We start from the raw sequence: 13588 nt of genomic DNA on the forward strand, positions 1-13588 counted from the left end.
CTTTTCGGCGATATCGAGCCGAATTGCGCACATTCTACCTTCTAAAACTGCTCAGATCCATTGCGTTGCAGCCGCTCTGCCCTTTTTCAGGAAGCCCTACTTACGGACGGTTTCAGGCGAGCAGCCCAGTTCTTTGGCGATCCGCCGGCGACCCCAGCCAGCCGCGGTGAGGCCAAGGATCGCCTGGACATCCTCTGGAGTTTCCAACGCCGCATCCCGGGAGCTCTGCTCCTGAGGTGACAGCACCGCGCTCATGGCGTTGGCCCTGGTCAGTGGGTCGCAGAGGGGGGCCAGATTTCGTGTCGCATCTGGGCCAGTTTTCTCTGTCGCCTGACACCTGCCTGTTCGGACTGCTCACCGCACCGCAGCAACGGGCCCTGTTCCGGCTTGTGCTGCACAACCGCAGCGACTTGATGGCGCAGATGCCGATGCGGATCTGCCATCCCCCATGGAGGCCGCTGAGTGGATGACCAAGACCGGCTCCGATCCCAAGAACTGGCCGTGGAGGCACCACAACGGAGGCCAGGCTCGAAGAGTGCTGCTGGTCGCAGCTGAACCAGTTGCCGCGTCAGCAGTGGGCCGAATAGTTCGATAGTCCCACCGGCACCTGGGTCGGGCAGCAATCGCGCACCTACCAGACCTGGACCATCGTGGGCTTCCTGCTGCTCCACCGCCTGCTGCGGGTCAATCCAGCCGACGTGTCGTTGCTCTCGATTGACGGTCCGCCATAAAAAAGCCGCCGTGGAAAACGGCGGCTGAACAATCGGATCAGTAGAAGCTGATCAGATTGGCTTCTGAAAGACGGATGGAATCAGAACAGACCCAGGGTGAGCGACTTATCGATGGGAAGAGCTGCCCCGATGCCCAGATAGATGGTGAACACCGTGCCAAACAGGAAAGCAGCCATGGCCACGGGTCTGCGGAAGGGGTTCTGGAATTTGTTGAAGCTCTCGATGAAGGGGATGAGCATCAAACCCAGGGGAACCATCGTCTGCAGGGCGATGCCCAGCAGTTTATTGGGGACAACCCGCAGAATCTGGAAGACAGGGTAGAGATACCATTCAGGCAGGATTTCCAGAGGGGTAGCGAAGGGATCGGCCTTGTCGCCGAGCATGGCTGGATCCAAGACGGCCAGGCCCACCACCAGAGCAATGGTGCCAAGGATCACCACAGGGAAGATGTAGAGGAGATCGTTGGGCCATGCAGGCTCTCCGTAATAGTTGTGGCCCATACCCTTGGCGAGCTTGGCGCGCAGGCTGGGGTCGCTGAGATCAGGCTTCTTGAGGATGTGCATGGCAAGCACCAGGGTTTGTGGAGGGGAGAAGAGAGGAAGCTGAGTAAATTAATCGCGGCTGAAACTCAGATCACAAAGGACCAGAGATGCCTTGCTTACGGATCATCAGGAAGTGCATGAGCATGAACACGGCCAACAGCCAAGGCATCACGAAGGTGTGCAGGCTGTAGAAGCGGGTAAGCGTGGCCTGACCGACGCTCTCACCACCGCGCAGAAGCTCGACCATAAAATTGCCAACCACCGGAACGGCTGCGGGAACACCAGAGACAATCTTCACGGCCCAGTAACCAACCTGATCCCAAGGGAGGGAGTAGCCAGTGACACCGAAGGAAACGGTGATGACGGCCATCACGACGCCGGTTACCCAGGTCAGTTCGCGGGGACGCTTGAAGCCACCGGTGAGATACACGCGGAAGACATGCAGAATCAGCATCAGCACCATCATGCTGGCGCTCCAGCGATGCACCGAGCGGATCAGCCAGCCAAAGCTGACGTCGGTCATCAGGTACTGAACCGAGGAATAAGCCTCAGCCACGGTGGGCTTATAATAAAAAGTCATTGCAAATCCAGTGGCGAACTGGATCAGGAAGCACACCAACGTGATGCCGCCGAGGCAATAAAAAATATTGACATGGGGCGGCACGTACTTTGAAGAGATGTCGTCCGCAATCGCCTGGAGTTCCAGGCGCTCCTCGAACCAGTCGAAAACTGGAGACGACTTGGCGGCGGGAGACGAGTTCGCCATGCAGTGCTGGGTTGGGGTTGCGAGAGTCTACCGATACCCGCGCTTCGGCCGTGATTGCCGTCCAGCTCCCGGCTTGCCAGCGATGAGCCTGCCCAAGCCCCACTCCAGCCCGCCCATCACCTGGCGTGGGACAACAGCAAAAGCGCTGGCCCTGCTGCTCTGCCTGGGGCTGTGGTTGCAGCCCGGCCCAGCCCTGGCACTCAACGATGCCCAGCAGCTGGTGGTGGAGGCCTGGCGACTGGTGAACCAGAGCTACGTCGACCCCACACGTTTTGAAACCGTGCATTGGCGGCGGCTGCGCCAGAAGGCCCTGGAGCAGCCGATTGAAACCAGTGCACAGGCCTACGACGCCATCGCCACCATGCTCGAGCCCCTCGGCGATCCCTATACCCGTGTGCTGCGTCCCGCTGACTACAAAGCCCTGCGGGCAACTACGGAGGGAAGCGTCAGCGGTGTCGGCCTGCAGCTCAGCCTGGGGGAGGACGGGCAGGGGATCGTGGTGATCGCTCCGCTGGATGGGTCACCGGCCGCTGAGGCCGGCATCAGCCCGGGCAGCGAAGTGCTGGAAGTGGAGGGGGAGTCATGCCGCAGTCTTGGACTGGAGGCCACGGCCGCGCGTCTGAGGGGTCCATCCGGCAGCAGCGTGCAGGTGTTGATCAAGCCCCCCGCCCCCCTGAGTGAACCCAGGCAGGTGCTGCTCAGGCGTGAGCGTGTGGACCTGCAACCCGTCCGCTCCAGTGTGGTCAAGCGCGGCGGGCATCGCCTCGGTCTGTTGCGCATCACCCAGTTCAGCGAGCCGGTTCCCGCTGGGGTTCGTGAGGCTCTCCAGGGCTTCGGCCAGGAGGAGGTGGAGGGGGTGATTCTCGATCTGCGCAACAACTCCGGCGGGCTGGTCGAGGGGGGAGTGGCGGTTGCCAATGCCTTCCTCGCCGCCCAGCCGATCGTGGAGACCATGAACCGCGAGGGTATGAGTGAGCGCCGTCGGGCCGCGGCCGGACAGCTGTACAGCGGCCCGATGGTCACCCTGGTGAATGGGGGAACCGCCAGCGCCAGCGAAATTCTGGCGGGCGCGCTCCAGGACGACGACCGCTCGCCCCTGCTGGGCAGCCGCACCTTCGGCAAGGGTCTGATCCAGACCCTGATCAACCTGGGGGACGGCAGCGGTCTTGCGGTCACGGTGGCCCGCTACGTCACCCCCAGCGGCCGCGACATCCAGAACCAGGGCATCGCACCCGACCGGCTCCTGCCCCAGCCGGAGCCCCTCAATCCAGGCGGGGAGGACGACAACTGGCTGGAGCTGGCCGCCGATCAGCTGCTGCAGGAGCTTCCGAAGACATGAGCGGTCGCACTTACCACGATCCCCTGCACGGAGCGATCCGGCTCGAGCGCAGCCACCCGGCCGAAGGCCTGGCCATGGAGCTCATCGACACGGCCCCCTTCCAGCGGCTGCGACGGATCCGCCAGCTGGGCCCTGCGTTCCTCACCTTCCATGGCGCCGAGTCAAGCCGCTTCACCCATTCCCTGGGTGTGTTGCATCTGGCCCGGCTTGCCCTGCACCAGCTGGAACGCCAGAGCCCACAGCTGGTGCAGGACCAGGGTGTGCTCTACGCCGCGGCCTTGCTCCACGACGTGGGCCACGCCCCGCTCAGTCACTCCGGTGAGGAGATGTATGGGCTGCGCCATGAAACCTGGTCGGCACGGCTGGTGCGGGACCATCCAGCCCTGCGCGAGGCTCTCGAGCGCCATGCCCCCGGCTGCGCCGATGCCGTGGCCGATCTGCTGGAGCACGGTCATCACCGCCAGCCGGCACTGGCCTCCCTGGTGAGCGGCCAGCTCGACTGCGACCGGCTCGACTACCTGCTGCGGGACAGCCACAGCACGGGCACGAGTTATGGCCAGCTGGACCTGGAACGGATCCTGGGAGCCTTGACCATTGCTCCCGACGGCAGCCTGGCGCTGCATCCGAAAGGACTGATGGCAGTCGAGCACTACCTGGTGGTGCGCAGCCTGATGTACCGCAGCCTCTACAACCACAGGCTCAATGTGGTCTGCAACTGGCTGCTGACCCAGACGATCCAGCTGGCCCGACGCCTGGGGCCCGAGGGCGGAGTGGAAACCGATGCAGTGATGGCGGCCTGGCTGTGGCGCCCTGAAAGCCTCGATCTGGAGACCTACCTGGCCAACGACGACCTGCGCACGGGTTACCACCTGATGCGCTGGCGGGAGGCGGGACCGGCCGACCTGCAGGAGCTCTGCGGACGCCTGCTGGACCGGCGCCTGCTGCGGGCCAGTGATGTCAGCCACCTGGAGGCCGGTGGACGGCTGGAGCTGCTGGCCCTGGCCCAGAGGCTCAGCGAGGCCGCCGGGCTGAGGCCCAGCCTGTGCTGCGCTCTGCAGCAGCGACAGAACAGCGGCTATGACCCATATAAAGGTGGGTTGAGGCTCTGGGATGGGGAGTCGCTGGCGGCACTGGAGGACTGCTCCCCCCTGGTGGCCAGTCTGGTGAAGCCGGTGGAGCTGGCCTGGTTGATCCATCCCCCCGAGGTGAGTGAAGCCCTGCGGGAGCGGGCCCGTGCCCTGAGCAGCTCTCACCGCCTCGCTGCCTAAGTTGGGCGACTCCGCATGCGGCGATGGCTGCCGAGTTCGTGCCCGCCGCCCGCAGCGGTCTGTCCCACCAGTTGCTGCTGCCGGCGGCGGGTCCCGAGGCTGCCCCCCTGCCAAAGCAGGTGAGCCGGGGTCTCCATGGTGTGATCAACTGTGGGGAGCTGCTTCTGCAGAGCGGAGACTGGCTGCTCACGGTGGCCGACCTCCGCGGACTTGAGCGCCAGCTGGCCTCCCACCAGCTCGCGCTGGTGGGCGTGGAAGGCCGACAGGCCCTCACCCTGGTGGCCGCGGCGGCCATCGGCCTCGCCACACACCTGCAGCAAAGCATGGGCTCAGGGCCCAGTCCGGACTCCCACAACAGGCCGGATCTGGTGACCCACCGGGGCACCCTGCGCTCTGGTGACCATCTCCAGGTGGAGGGCACAGCTCTGGTGCTCGGGGACGTCAACCCTGGCGCCAGGGTCAGCGCCGGCGGGCACGTCCTGGTGTGGGGGCGGCTGCGGGGTGTGGCCCATGCCGGCTGCCACGGTGATACCAGCGCCAGGATCGTCGCCCTGCAGCTACGGCCCCTGCAGCTGCGCATCGCCGAGGTGATCGCCAGAGGGCCGGAGGATTCACCCCCTCAGGGGTTCTGCGAACAGGCCCACCTGGTGGAGGGGATGATTCGCATCGATCCGGCCGAACCAATCTGGCCGCCTTTCAGCGGTTGATCACCCCCAGCCAGCTCAGTAGCAGCAGCTGAAAGCAATCAGCCAGCTGCCTGAAATAGCAGTCATTCGTGCACGAAATGGGGATGGGCAGGGCGCTCACCCTTCTCGTGCTGACTGAGATCGAGAGGATCGGGGGCGCGGTATTTCCTGGCCAGGTCCCAGTCGTGCTGAAAGGCGTCCTTCAGGCGTGCCACCACGTTGGGGACATCGGTTTCGATGCCGAGCTCCCGCCGGAGATCGAAGGCACTGCGATCGATGCTCATCGAACCGACGAGGGCGCAGGCCCCATCCACCAGGATCAGCTTGGCGTGAAGCTGGAGATGCTTCTGGCGTCGCACCTTCACCCCAGAGCGCTCCATCAGCCGCAGGGAAGCGAAGGTATCGGAGATGTCCCGGTCGCTGATGCCGTGCTTACCACCACAGAGCACGCGCACCTTCACGCCCCGTTCGCGGGCCGAGATGATCCGATCGAGAATCACAGCATCCACGAACTTGGGGTGCTGGATCCAGAGCGAGCGTTCAGCGGAATCCAGCAGGCGCGCCATCTGCCGGCGGCTGTGAAAACTGCTCCAGACCAGGCCTACGCCCAGATCCGGCTCGAAAAAAGTGTGGTTCCAGTCGGCATCGAAGCCTGCGCGCACCTGATCCACCACGGGAGCTGAGGCACTGAGGACCGCGTAGTCGCGGGTTTCACTGAAGGATTGATCGGAGAAGTCAAATGTGGCGATCAGGGCCAGCTGGCTATCCACCACCATCGATGTCTCGTGGGTGACAGGGAAGGAGTCGCTGGTCCACGACACCTCCAGACCCGATGACTGCAGCCTGGCGAAGGCCTGATCGTTCCAGCGGACGCCCCCTGAAGTGCGGGGGTTGAGCATCACCCGTACAACCACACCCCGAGCATGGGCCCTCAGCAGCGCTTGCTGCAAAGCGTCGGACTCCAGTTTGAACAGCTTGAGACGCAGCTCCTCGCGGGCCTGATCGATCAGATCCACCACCGCCTCGATGCCGTCCTCGGGCATCACCAATAACCGTTGCTGGAAGGCGGGGTGCTCATCCATGGGTTGACCGGCAATGGGGGCCATAATCTGAGGCACGTCTGGCAAACACGTGACGAGCGCACAGAACCGCACGATTCTGATCTGTTCCGGCAAAGGGGGTGTCGGCAAAACCACGCTCACGGCCAATCTGGGCATCGCCCTGGCCAAGCAGGGAGCCCGCACCGCCGTGCTTGATGCCGACTTCGGCCTGCGCAACCTTGATCTGTTGCTGGGGCTGGAAAACCGGATCGTGTACACGGCCCAGGAGGTGCTCTCCGGCAGTTGCCGTCTGGAGCAGGCACTGGTCAAGCACAAGCAGGAGCCCAACCTCTCCCTGCTGCCGGCCGGCAACCCACGCATGCTCGAGTGGCTCACGCCCGACGACATGAAAAAGATCGCGGGTCTGCTGGCCGAGCAGTTCGACTACGTGCTGATTGATTGCCCAGCTGGAATCGAGGACGGCTTCAAGAACGCCGCCGCCGCCTGCCGCGAAGCCATCGTTGTGACCACACCGGAGGTGTCGGCCGTGCGTGACGCCGATCGGGTGATCGGTCTGCTGCAGACCCGCGAGATCCAGCCGATTCAACTGGTGCTCAACCGGGTGCGACCCCGGATGATGGCCAACCAGGAGATGCTCTCGGTGAGCGATGTCACTGACATCTTGGCCCTGCCGCTGCTGGGCCTGGTGCTGGAAGACGACCAGGTGATCATCTCCACCAATCGGGGTGAGCCGCTCACGCTCAACGGCAGCCGTTCACCGGCAGCCCAGGCCTACACCAACGTGGCCCGCAGGCTTCGTGGCGAAGAGGTGCCCCTGGCCGACCCCACCAAGGAGGGCCAGGGCCTGCGAGCCAAGCTGGGCCGCCTGATGCACACCAAAATCTTCTGAGCCGCGATGACCTTGCGCGATTTCATCGACAAGCTGCTCGGTCGTCAGCCGGCCAGTGCGGGCATGGCCCGCGAAAGGCTGCAACTGGTGCTGGCCCACGACCGCAGCGACCTCAACCCCGAACTGCTGGAGCAGATGCGGCGGGAAATTCTCGAAGTCGTTTCCCGCTACGTGGAGATTGACCTGGAGGAGGGGGACGTGAGCCTCGAAACCGAGGACCGCGTCACCGCGCTGGTGGCAAACCTGCCGATCAAGCGGGCCCGGCCCAATCCACCGCCCCCCGGCGCCGATCCCTCGATGGCCACCGTCTGAGGCAAGACAACTCATCGCCCCCAGGGGTCAAAGACTGAGCGGCTGGGAATCCTCAGGACCGAACCGTTGGAAGTTGACCCATGTCCCTGGTGGATCTGTCTCCCACCCCGGCCGAGCAACGGGTGCTGGTCTGGCTGGTGCACGGCCTGAGCAATAAAGCGATCGCAGCGGAATTGGTGCTGAGCCCCAGGACCGTTGAAAGCCACGTGTCGAGCCTGCTGGTCAAGGCGGGCTGCAGCAATCGTTCCCAGCTGCTGCTCTGGGCGCGGGGCGAGCGATAAGCTCAGCGCCGTGCCGGCTTAGCTCAGTGGTAGAGCAGCGCTTTTGTAAAGCGAAGGCCATCGGTTCAAATCCGTTAGCCGGCTTGCAGCCAACCCCTCAATTCCCTCCCCAGCCCCAGCGCCTTTGATCAAGGTTCTGACCCTCGTGCTGGTGAGGGCACCGGCTCGATTCCTGGCACTGCTGCTCGGCCAACGGAACCATGGCTTCCAGTGTTCAGTGGCCTGATTCAAGACCGCAGCCCGGATCAGGTCCGGCGACCGGCCAGCAGAAAGCCCACCAGCACCAGCCCAGCCCAGCCCCAACCGTGCAATCCCGCAGCCGGAGTTGCCCAGGTCAGCCAGGGCTCAACCAAGGTGTGGGACAAACCGAGGGTGACCAAAACACCCAGCAAAAGCCAGAGCATCTCGGCCTCAGTCAGAGAAAAGATTCAGATCCGGCATCACAGCACCTGTGCGCAGCACTTGCCAGGCTCCAGCCTGGCTCCAGGCGAGCACCGTGCTGCCCTGTCCTGACGGTTGGGGCCAGGGCGATGGAGCCAGCCTTGGCACCTGGGGGAACATGGTTTCAGCCTCGGAAGCGGTGAGGCACGGGAGGTCGCCGGAGCGATTGGCGCTGGTGGTGGCCAGGGGACCGGTGCGGCGGAGCAGCTCGCAGGCCTGCTCGCAGGCCGGAATGCGCAGGCCAAGCCTGGCTTCGGCAGCCACCACTCCAGGCTGCAGGGCGGCCACCACCGTGCCCCGGGCGGGCAGCACCAGGGTCAGGGCACCGGGCCAGCAGCGTTCAGCCAGCGCCAGCCATTGGGGGTGCGGCGGCATCTCCAGCGCAGCGAACAACGTCTCAGGCTCCGCCCCCATCAGGATCAGTGGCTTGCTGCTCGGGCGCGCCTTGAGCGCCCAGATCTGCCCGGCGGCTGCCGGCAGAGCCGCAAGAGCCGGCAGGGTGTCGGTGGGGAAAATCGCCGGACCGCCCGCGAGAATCCATTCAGCCAAGGGGGCTGCAGGAAGGGCCTGAGCTACGCCTGGCCGGGCTGGAGGCTGGGAGGAGGAATCCATCACGGCAGCAGGGACCCGCCGGATTCGAATCCTGCTGGCCAATGCCCAGGCATGGGCCTCCGGGCCTGAGCGAAGCGCCACCGTCCCTCCAGGTCGTGGTGGGCGGTCACCTCCACCAGCCCGCTGGAGAGAAGCAGCTCAGCCACGGCATCGCTCTGATCGTGGTGGTGCTCCAGCAGCAACCAGCCGCCTGGGGCAAGGGCCGCCCAGGCTCCATTAACAAGGGCTCGGATCGCTTCGAGTCCATCCGCTCCTCCGTCGAGAGCCAGGCGAGGTTCATGCTCGCGCACCACTGGCTCGAGCCCCTCGAGAACCGCCGTGGGGATGTAAGGGGGATTGCTCACGACCAGGTCAAGCCCACCCCAGTGGGGGCGTAGGGGCTCCCACCACTGGCCGAGATGAAGCTTGACCCGATCCAGGAAACCGGCCCCCTCAAGATTGACCCTGGCCTGGGCCAGGGCCAGGGAAGAGCAGTCGACCGCCAGACCCTGGGCACGGGGCAGGGCCTGGGCCAGGGCCAGGGCCAGGCAGCCGGATCCGGTGCCGAGATCCGCCCAGGTCAGTGGCCTGTGGGCCGGGCTCGGCAGGGCCTGGGCCAGAGCAAAAGCCAGATCTGCCAGCACTTCGGTTTCCTGGCGGGGAATGAGCACAGCCGGGGACACCACCAGGGAGAACTCCCGCCAGGGACAGACCCCCACCAGGTACTGAAGCGGGGTATGGCACTCGAGATGCTGCCGCCAGTGGCCGGCGAGCTCGCCCAGGCAGGCGTGTAACTGCACGGATGAAGAGGGATCGAGCCAGACCCGCTGCAGCTGCGTCCAGCGCAGCCCGGCGCCGAGGTCGAGAAGCCAGTCGAGGTCGGCGGCGCGGCCCCCTTCAGCTAGCCGCTGCCGCCGCCAGGCCAGCAGATCGGAGCCCAGGATCAGCTGGCCTGTTGCTGCTGGCGCTGGGCTGGCAAGAGCCTGGTGCGGCGAGAAGCTGGGGAAGGGCCTGGAGGCAGACATCAGCCAAACCTAGGCAAGGGACCCTGAGGCAGGACGCCAGCGCAGGCCTGCCTCGGCACGGACATGACCCGCCAGCTCCAGATGCAGCAGCTGGGTAGTCAGTTCAGCCGCAGACCGACCCAGAGCCAGGGACAGCTGCTCCAGCGAGGCCCCCTGTCCCAGGGCGGCCAACAGAGCCTGATTCGGTGCGCCATGGGGTGAGGTGGGCGAGGTTGTGCCCGCCAAGGTGATGGAGGCCTCATGGCGGCCAAGGGGGCCGGCGCCCAGTTGGGCAATCAGATCCGAGGCTGCCAGCAGCGGACTCGCCCCCTGGGACAGGAGGCGATTGCTGCCCAGGGCTGAGCGCTTGCCGGCGTCGGCGGGAACCACCCAAAGCGGCAGCCCCTGCTCCCAGGCAAGGGCGGCGGAGTGGAGCGCTCCGCTGGCCTCTGGGCACTCCACCACCACGACCGCCTGGGCCAGAGCCACCTGAAGGCGATTGCGGGCGGCGAAATGGCCCCGCCGCACGGGAGTGCCCCGCGGGTGCTCGCTCACCAGCAGGCCATGACGGGCCACAGCCTCTTGGAGAACGTGATGGTGGCGGGGATAGACGCGATCGAGCGGGGTGCCGAGCACACCGATGGGCCTTCCGCCGCGCTCCAGGCAACCGCGATGCACCGCGGCGTCGATGCCCTCCGCCAGACCACTGACCACAGGCCAGCCAGCCTCGGCCAGGGCGGCGCCCAGCGCTTCAGCCATGGCCAGCCCATGTGGCGAGGGGCGGCGGGTGCCTACCACCGCAATCGCCTGACGGTGCCGCAGGGGAGCCCAGAGGGATCCTCGGCCGGCCCAGTGCAGGGCCAGTGGCGGCCGCTGCAGCTGATTCAGGGAGGCGGGCCGGGCGGGATCACCCGGAACGAGCACCCGCCGAGGAGCCTGGGAGGACCAGCCTCCCGCTCCAAGCGGATCCTGACCCCAGCATTGACGGTGAACCTCGATGCTGGCGAGCACGCCTGGCCCGAATCCGCTCAGAGCGGCCAGCTCGGTGCTGCTGGCTGTCCAGGCCAGCGCCAGCCCACCACAGGCCCGATCCAGCTCGCCCAGGCGGCGCCAGCCCAGACCTGGACAGCTGCTCCAGAGCAACCACCATTGGCGCTGCTCAGCCCAGCACTGGCGGGGGCCCGGAGCGAGGCCAGGGGGGAACTGGCGGAGGCCTTCCGAAGGGCCTGGAAAGGAAGAACTGGCCGAGCCAGCGGGAGCGGTGGCGGCTCCTCCCCACGAACCACGCGCGACGGACAGCGACAGCAACTCGCCCATGGCCATGCCACTCAGTACATACGTACTAGCACGATTTGCCGGGTCCGTCGATCAGCCGCTGAAGCGCCAGCTCCAACTCCGGCGGATAGCGGCGCACCAGCTGAAGGCCCGCTCCCTGGCGCCGCACCAGCGCCAGCTCCACCCGGGCTTCCGCCGCCAGCCGCTCGCCGCTGAGCATGAAGCGACTGATCCAGGGCAGCCGCAGTCCACGGCGGGGCTGGACCTGACTGCGCAGCTCCACCAGCTCGCCATGGCCCACAGCCTGGCGGTAGTCGACCTGCAGGGTCAGCACCGGCAGCTCCAGTCCCCGGGCCGAGAGGGCGGCGTAGGGGAGCCCAGACGCTGCAAGGGCCTCCACCCTGGCCTCCTCCAGCCAGGCGAGATAGGCCCCGTGCCACATCACTCCACCGTGATCGGTGTGCTGAGGCAGAACCCGTCGCCGTAACAGCCAGCTTGGCTGCTCGTTTTGCCACTCCATTACAGCCTCTCCCGCCAGGGCTCGACCAGACTGATACCGGCCATAGGCTGCCGGAGAGCCAAGGCAGCCTCGTGTTTCGCAACCTGCTGATCGCCGATTCCGGCAAGGGCCACGTTGAAGAAATGGTGCGCATGCTGCGCGAGCTCCCGGCATTTCGCCAGGCACGGCTCAACCTGCTGCACGTGGTGCCGGAGCAGGCAGGCGAAGATTTTCAGGAGCATTGGCAGAAGGCCGCCGGCATCGTGGCCGATGCCATCAAGCGTCTCGGCCTGGATCCCGCTGATGTGAACGCGATCATTCGCCAGGGTGACACCAAGCAGACCGTGCTCAAGGTGGCTGATGAGCTGGATGCCGATCTGATTCTGATGGGGTCAAGAGGGCTGGGACGACTGCAGTCGATCCTGGCCAACAGCTCCAGTCAATACGTTTTCCAGCTCTCGACCCGACCGATGCTGCTGGTACGTGACGACCTCTACGTGCGCCACGTGAACCGGCTGCTGGTGACCCTCGACGGCACGGGTGTGGGCGACGACGCCCTACGGATCGCCTGCGAACTGGTGCGGGAGATCCCTGGAGGCACCCTCACAGGCGTTCACATCTCCCGCCAGGACATCCAGCCCAGCCGCGGCGGCAAGACCCCCGCTGACCTGGTGATCGAGAAAGCTGTACAGAGGGCCCGCGCCCTCGGCGTTGAACTGAAGGGGGTTCATGGCACCGGTGATGTTGGCCGCGGGGTCTGTGCCATGGCTGAAGAGATCAAAGCCGACCTGCTGGTGATCGCCTCCCAGGACCGCAGGCCTCTGGTCGCCAAGAGCCTGGTCGACATAGACCGACTGCTGGGCAGCTCCGTGAGCGATTACATCCGCGTGCATGCACCAGCACCAGTGCTGCTGGTTCGGGAGCCCGAATCAGGCCGCTGAGCCAGGTGAAGGCGTCGCTGACATCAATGAACTGGGAACCGGGACAATTGCAGGGACCTGGTTCAGTTCATCTCTGACTGCCCACAACTGTGAATCACGGTTGTGGGCAGTCTCATATCAGCAGAAACAGCCCGGTGATCGGAGCGCTTGAAAGCTGACTAAGACTCAGGTCAACCTTGCTCGCGGCTGTTGGTCTGAATGTAGAGAACGATCAGGAAGACCGCCGGAACCAGCACGAACATGAGGCTGGCCACAAAACCCAGATCATTGGTTTCCATGGGAGCTTTCGAGCGAGTTGAGAATGGCGTGGGGCGACCGTATCACCCACCGACCGGGCCTTCCTCCGACGCTTCACCGGCCGTAGCGGTTGACTCCATTCCCGCAGATTCGGCCGCGGCCGGCTCCTCCGTTGCCGGCCAGGCTGTGGGTCCGGCCGGCAAGGGCTCTGCCCGGGCAGCCGCCAGCCGCACCTCACGATCGGAGAGGCCCGCCTGGGGCCTTGTGAGCACCACCAGCGAGCGCTGCACCAGGGCCTGACAGGCAAGCCGCCAGCCTTCGGGGCGTCGGCGCAGCTTGCGATCCTCCACGGCGGTGCGCGGCGTCAGCGCGCCCGGCGACGCTTCTGCCACCACATCGACAAAGCAGGTGATGCACTGACCGCAACCACCGCAATTGCCGAGCTGCCCCTTGAGCCCGTAGAGCTCCAACCCCTCACGCAGAGCCACCTCTCGCAGGTTTTCGCCGGGGTAGCACTCCACATCACGGCCCTCGCGGACGAAACGGATCACAGGCATCAGAAACAGTCGCGGGAGCCCCCATTCTGAGCCCCGCAAGTTGCGTTTTGTAAACAGCTCTCCACCTAAACCACCGGATACGGCACTACGGCTCGTTTCAGCTCAACAGCAACGCTCCCGCAGACCAGGAGAACCCCTTACGATCCCAAATACGGAACGATCCTTTTT

Annotated in this window: 18 protein-coding genes, 1 tRNA gene and 1 pseudogene; 9 read left to right on the forward strand and 11 right to left on the reverse strand. The window is 65.4% G+C overall.

Features of this window, described 5'->3' with window-relative positions:
- Nucleotides 1-96: 96 nt before the first annotated feature.
- Nucleotides 97-255, reverse strand: a complete 159-nt coding sequence (locus tag CJZ82_RS17715; protein WP_143593558.1) for a helix-turn-helix domain-containing protein — start codon at nucleotides 253-255, stop codon at nucleotides 97-99.
- Nucleotides 256-278: 23 nt separating this feature from the next.
- On the opposite strand from CJZ82_RS17715, the pseudogene CJZ82_RS06580 reads away from it, so the two are divergent.
- Nucleotides 279-731, forward strand: a pseudogene (locus tag CJZ82_RS06580) (glycoside hydrolase 100 family protein); the annotation flags it as partial.
- An 80-nt stretch (nucleotides 732-811) separates the two neighbouring features.
- Here CJZ82_RS06580 and petD read toward each other — a convergent pair.
- Nucleotides 812-1294, reverse strand: coding sequence for a cytochrome b6-f complex subunit IV (petD, locus tag CJZ82_RS06585; protein WP_094555178.1), 483 nt, complete (start codon nucleotides 1292-1294; stop codon nucleotides 812-814).
- A gap of 70 nt (nucleotides 1295-1364) precedes the next feature.
- Nucleotides 1365-2039, reverse strand: a complete 675-nt coding sequence (petB, locus tag CJZ82_RS06590) for a cytochrome b6 (RefSeq protein ID WP_094555020.1) — start codon at nucleotides 2037-2039, stop codon at nucleotides 1365-1367.
- Between the two features lie 82 nt (nucleotides 2040-2121).
- Between petB and ctpZ the strand changes: the two genes are divergently transcribed.
- The 3 genes from ctpZ to minC are packed head-to-tail and all read left to right on the forward strand — an operon-like array spanning nucleotide 2122 to nucleotide 5353.
- On the forward strand, nucleotides 2122-3378 hold the full coding sequence (gene ctpZ / locus CJZ82_RS06595; protein WP_094555021.1) for a carboxyl-terminal processing protease CtpZ: 1257 nt from the start codon (nucleotides 2122-2124) through the stop codon (nucleotides 3376-3378).
- On the forward strand, nucleotides 3375-4646 hold the full coding sequence (locus CJZ82_RS06600) for an HD domain-containing protein (protein ID WP_094555022.1): 1272 nt from the start codon (nucleotides 3375-3377) through the stop codon (nucleotides 4644-4646). The genes ctpZ and CJZ82_RS06600 overlap by 4 nt, the downstream gene beginning before the upstream one ends.
- A gap of 23 nt (nucleotides 4647-4669) precedes the next feature.
- Complete coding sequence (gene minC / locus CJZ82_RS06605) at nucleotides 4670-5353, forward strand: septum site-determining protein MinC (protein WP_094555023.1); 684 nt, start codon at nucleotides 4670-4672, stop codon at nucleotides 5351-5353.
- Between the two features lie 62 nt (nucleotides 5354-5415).
- Here the strand turns inward: minC and CJZ82_RS06610 are convergent, their stop codons facing one another.
- A complete protein-coding gene (locus CJZ82_RS06610; RefSeq protein WP_094555024.1) occupies nucleotides 5416-6414 on the reverse strand; it encodes a phosphatidylserine/phosphatidylglycerophosphate/cardiolipin synthase family protein in 999 nt (332 codons plus the stop codon).
- A 49-nt stretch (nucleotides 6415-6463) separates the two neighbouring features.
- Between CJZ82_RS06610 and minD the strand changes: the two genes are divergently transcribed.
- The 4 genes from minD (at nucleotide 6464) to CJZ82_RS06630 (ending at nucleotide 7959) form a co-directional block, all read left to right on the forward strand.
- Nucleotides 6464-7282 (forward strand): septum site-determining protein MinD, encoded by an 819-nt coding sequence (minD, locus tag CJZ82_RS06615; RefSeq protein ID WP_094555025.1) that lies wholly within the window; start codon nucleotides 6464-6466, stop codon nucleotides 7280-7282.
- A gap of 6 nt (nucleotides 7283-7288) precedes the next feature.
- Nucleotides 7289-7594: a cell division topological specificity factor MinE gene (gene minE, locus CJZ82_RS06620; protein ID WP_094555026.1), complete on the forward strand. Its 306-nt coding sequence runs from the start codon at nucleotides 7289-7291 to the stop codon at nucleotides 7592-7594.
- An 80-nt stretch (nucleotides 7595-7674) separates the two neighbouring features.
- Nucleotides 7675-7875, forward strand: coding sequence for a response regulator transcription factor (locus CJZ82_RS06625; protein WP_094555027.1), 201 nt, complete (start codon nucleotides 7675-7677; stop codon nucleotides 7873-7875).
- A 12-nt stretch (nucleotides 7876-7887) separates the two neighbouring features.
- Nucleotides 7888-7959 (forward strand) — tRNA-Thr (locus tag CJZ82_RS06630).
- Nucleotides 7960-8120: 161 nt separating this feature from the next.
- Here the strand turns inward: CJZ82_RS06630 and CJZ82_RS18275 are convergent.
- The 5 genes from CJZ82_RS18275 to CJZ82_RS06650 are packed head-to-tail and all read right to left on the reverse strand — an operon-like array spanning nucleotide 8121 to nucleotide 11706.
- Complete coding sequence (locus CJZ82_RS18275; protein ID WP_158218499.1) at nucleotides 8121-8279, reverse strand: hypothetical protein; 159 nt, start codon at nucleotides 8277-8279, stop codon at nucleotides 8121-8123.
- 7 nt (nucleotides 8280-8286) lie between these two features.
- Complete coding sequence (locus tag CJZ82_RS06635) at nucleotides 8287-8928, reverse strand: L-threonylcarbamoyladenylate synthase (protein WP_094555028.1); 642 nt, start codon at nucleotides 8926-8928, stop codon at nucleotides 8287-8289.
- Nucleotides 8928-9932 (reverse strand): peptide chain release factor N(5)-glutamine methyltransferase, encoded by a 1005-nt coding sequence (gene prmC, locus CJZ82_RS06640; RefSeq protein WP_094555029.1) that lies wholly within the window; start codon nucleotides 9930-9932, stop codon nucleotides 8928-8930. The genes CJZ82_RS06635 and prmC overlap by 1 nt, the downstream gene beginning before the upstream one ends.
- Nucleotides 9933-9941: 9 nt before the next feature.
- Complete coding sequence (locus tag CJZ82_RS06645; RefSeq protein WP_094555179.1) at nucleotides 9942-11228, reverse strand: DNA-processing protein DprA; 1287 nt, start codon at nucleotides 11226-11228, stop codon at nucleotides 9942-9944.
- 25 nt (nucleotides 11229-11253) lie between these two features.
- A complete protein-coding gene (locus CJZ82_RS06650) occupies nucleotides 11254-11706 on the reverse strand; it encodes an acyl-CoA thioesterase (RefSeq protein WP_143593559.1) in 453 nt (150 codons plus the stop codon).
- A 71-nt stretch (nucleotides 11707-11777) separates the two neighbouring features.
- On the opposite strand from CJZ82_RS06650, the gene CJZ82_RS06655 reads away from it, so the two are divergent.
- On the forward strand, nucleotides 11778-12626 hold the full coding sequence (locus CJZ82_RS06655; protein WP_094555030.1) for a universal stress protein: 849 nt from the start codon (nucleotides 11778-11780) through the stop codon (nucleotides 12624-12626).
- A 170-nt stretch (nucleotides 12627-12796) separates the two neighbouring features.
- Here the strand turns inward: CJZ82_RS06655 and psbM are convergent, their stop codons facing one another.
- Both psbM and CJZ82_RS06665 read right to left on the reverse strand, forming a co-directional pair.
- Nucleotides 12797-12904 carry a photosystem II reaction center protein PsbM gene (gene psbM / locus CJZ82_RS06660; RefSeq protein WP_094555031.1) on the reverse strand — a complete coding sequence of 36 codons (108 nt, stop codon included), beginning with the start codon at nucleotides 12902-12904 and terminating at the stop codon, nucleotides 12797-12799.
- Between the two features lie 42 nt (nucleotides 12905-12946).
- Nucleotides 12947-13420 (reverse strand): 2Fe-2S iron-sulfur cluster-binding protein, encoded by a 474-nt coding sequence (locus tag CJZ82_RS06665; RefSeq protein WP_094555032.1) that lies wholly within the window; start codon nucleotides 13418-13420, stop codon nucleotides 12947-12949.
- Between the last annotated feature and the right edge of the window lie 168 nt (nucleotides 13421-13588).

Origin of the sequence: Synechococcus sp. 1G10 (assembly GCF_002252625.1) — a bacterium.
GTDB lineage: Bacteria > Cyanobacteriota > Cyanobacteriia > PCC-6307 > Cyanobiaceae > Regnicoccus_A.

What these genes read in the sequence shown, in the direction of transcription:
- CJZ82_RS17715 (WP_143593558.1), bottom strand. Translation starts at nt 255, where the DNA reads ATGAGCGCGGTGCTGTCACCTCAGGAGCAGAGCTCCCGGGATGCGGCG.
- petD (WP_094555178.1), bottom strand. Translation starts at nt 1,294, where the DNA reads ATGCACATCCTCAAGAAGCCTGATCTCAGCGACCCCAGCCTGCGCGCC.
- petB (WP_094555020.1), bottom strand. Translation starts at nt 2,039, where the DNA reads ATGGCGAACTCGTCTCCCGCCGCCAAGTCGTCTCCAGTTTTCGACTGG.
- ctpZ (WP_094555021.1), top strand. Translation starts at nt 2,122, where the DNA reads ATGAGCCTGCCCAAGCCCCACTCCAGCCCGCCCATCACCTGGCGTGGG.
- CJZ82_RS06600 (WP_094555022.1), top strand. Translation starts at nt 3,375, where the DNA reads ATGAGCGGTCGCACTTACCACGATCCCCTGCACGGAGCGATCCGGCTC.
- minC (WP_094555023.1), top strand. Translation starts at nt 4,670, where the DNA reads ATGGCTGCCGAGTTCGTGCCCGCCGCCCGCAGCGGTCTGTCCCACCAG.
- CJZ82_RS06610 (WP_094555024.1), bottom strand. Translation starts at nt 6,414, where the DNA reads ATGGATGAGCACCCCGCCTTCCAGCAACGGTTATTGGTGATGCCCGAG.
- minE (WP_094555026.1), top strand. Translation starts at nt 7,289, where the DNA reads ATGACCTTGCGCGATTTCATCGACAAGCTGCTCGGTCGTCAGCCGGCC.
- CJZ82_RS06625 (WP_094555027.1), top strand. Translation starts at nt 7,675, where the DNA reads ATGTCCCTGGTGGATCTGTCTCCCACCCCGGCCGAGCAACGGGTGCTG.
- CJZ82_RS18275 (WP_158218499.1), bottom strand. Translation starts at nt 8,279, where the DNA reads ATGCTCTGGCTTTTGCTGGGTGTTTTGGTCACCCTCGGTTTGTCCCAC.
- CJZ82_RS06635 (WP_094555028.1), bottom strand. Translation starts at nt 8,928, where the DNA reads ATGGATTCCTCCTCCCAGCCTCCAGCCCGGCCAGGCGTAGCTCAGGCC.
- prmC (WP_094555029.1), bottom strand. Translation starts at nt 9,932, where the DNA reads ATGTCTGCCTCCAGGCCCTTCCCCAGCTTCTCGCCGCACCAGGCTCTT.
- CJZ82_RS06645 (WP_094555179.1), bottom strand. Translation starts at nt 11,228, where the DNA reads ATGGGCGAGTTGCTGTCGCTGTCCGTCGCGCGTGGTTCGTGGGGAGGA.
- CJZ82_RS06650 (WP_143593559.1), bottom strand. Translation starts at nt 11,706, where the DNA reads ATGGAGTGGCAAAACGAGCAGCCAAGCTGGCTGTTACGGCGACGGGTT.
- psbM (WP_094555031.1), bottom strand. Translation starts at nt 12,904, where the DNA reads ATGGAAACCAATGATCTGGGTTTTGTGGCCAGCCTCATGTTCGTGCTG.
- CJZ82_RS06665 (WP_094555032.1), bottom strand. Translation starts at nt 13,420, where the DNA reads ATGCCTGTGATCCGTTTCGTCCGCGAGGGCCGTGATGTGGAGTGCTAC.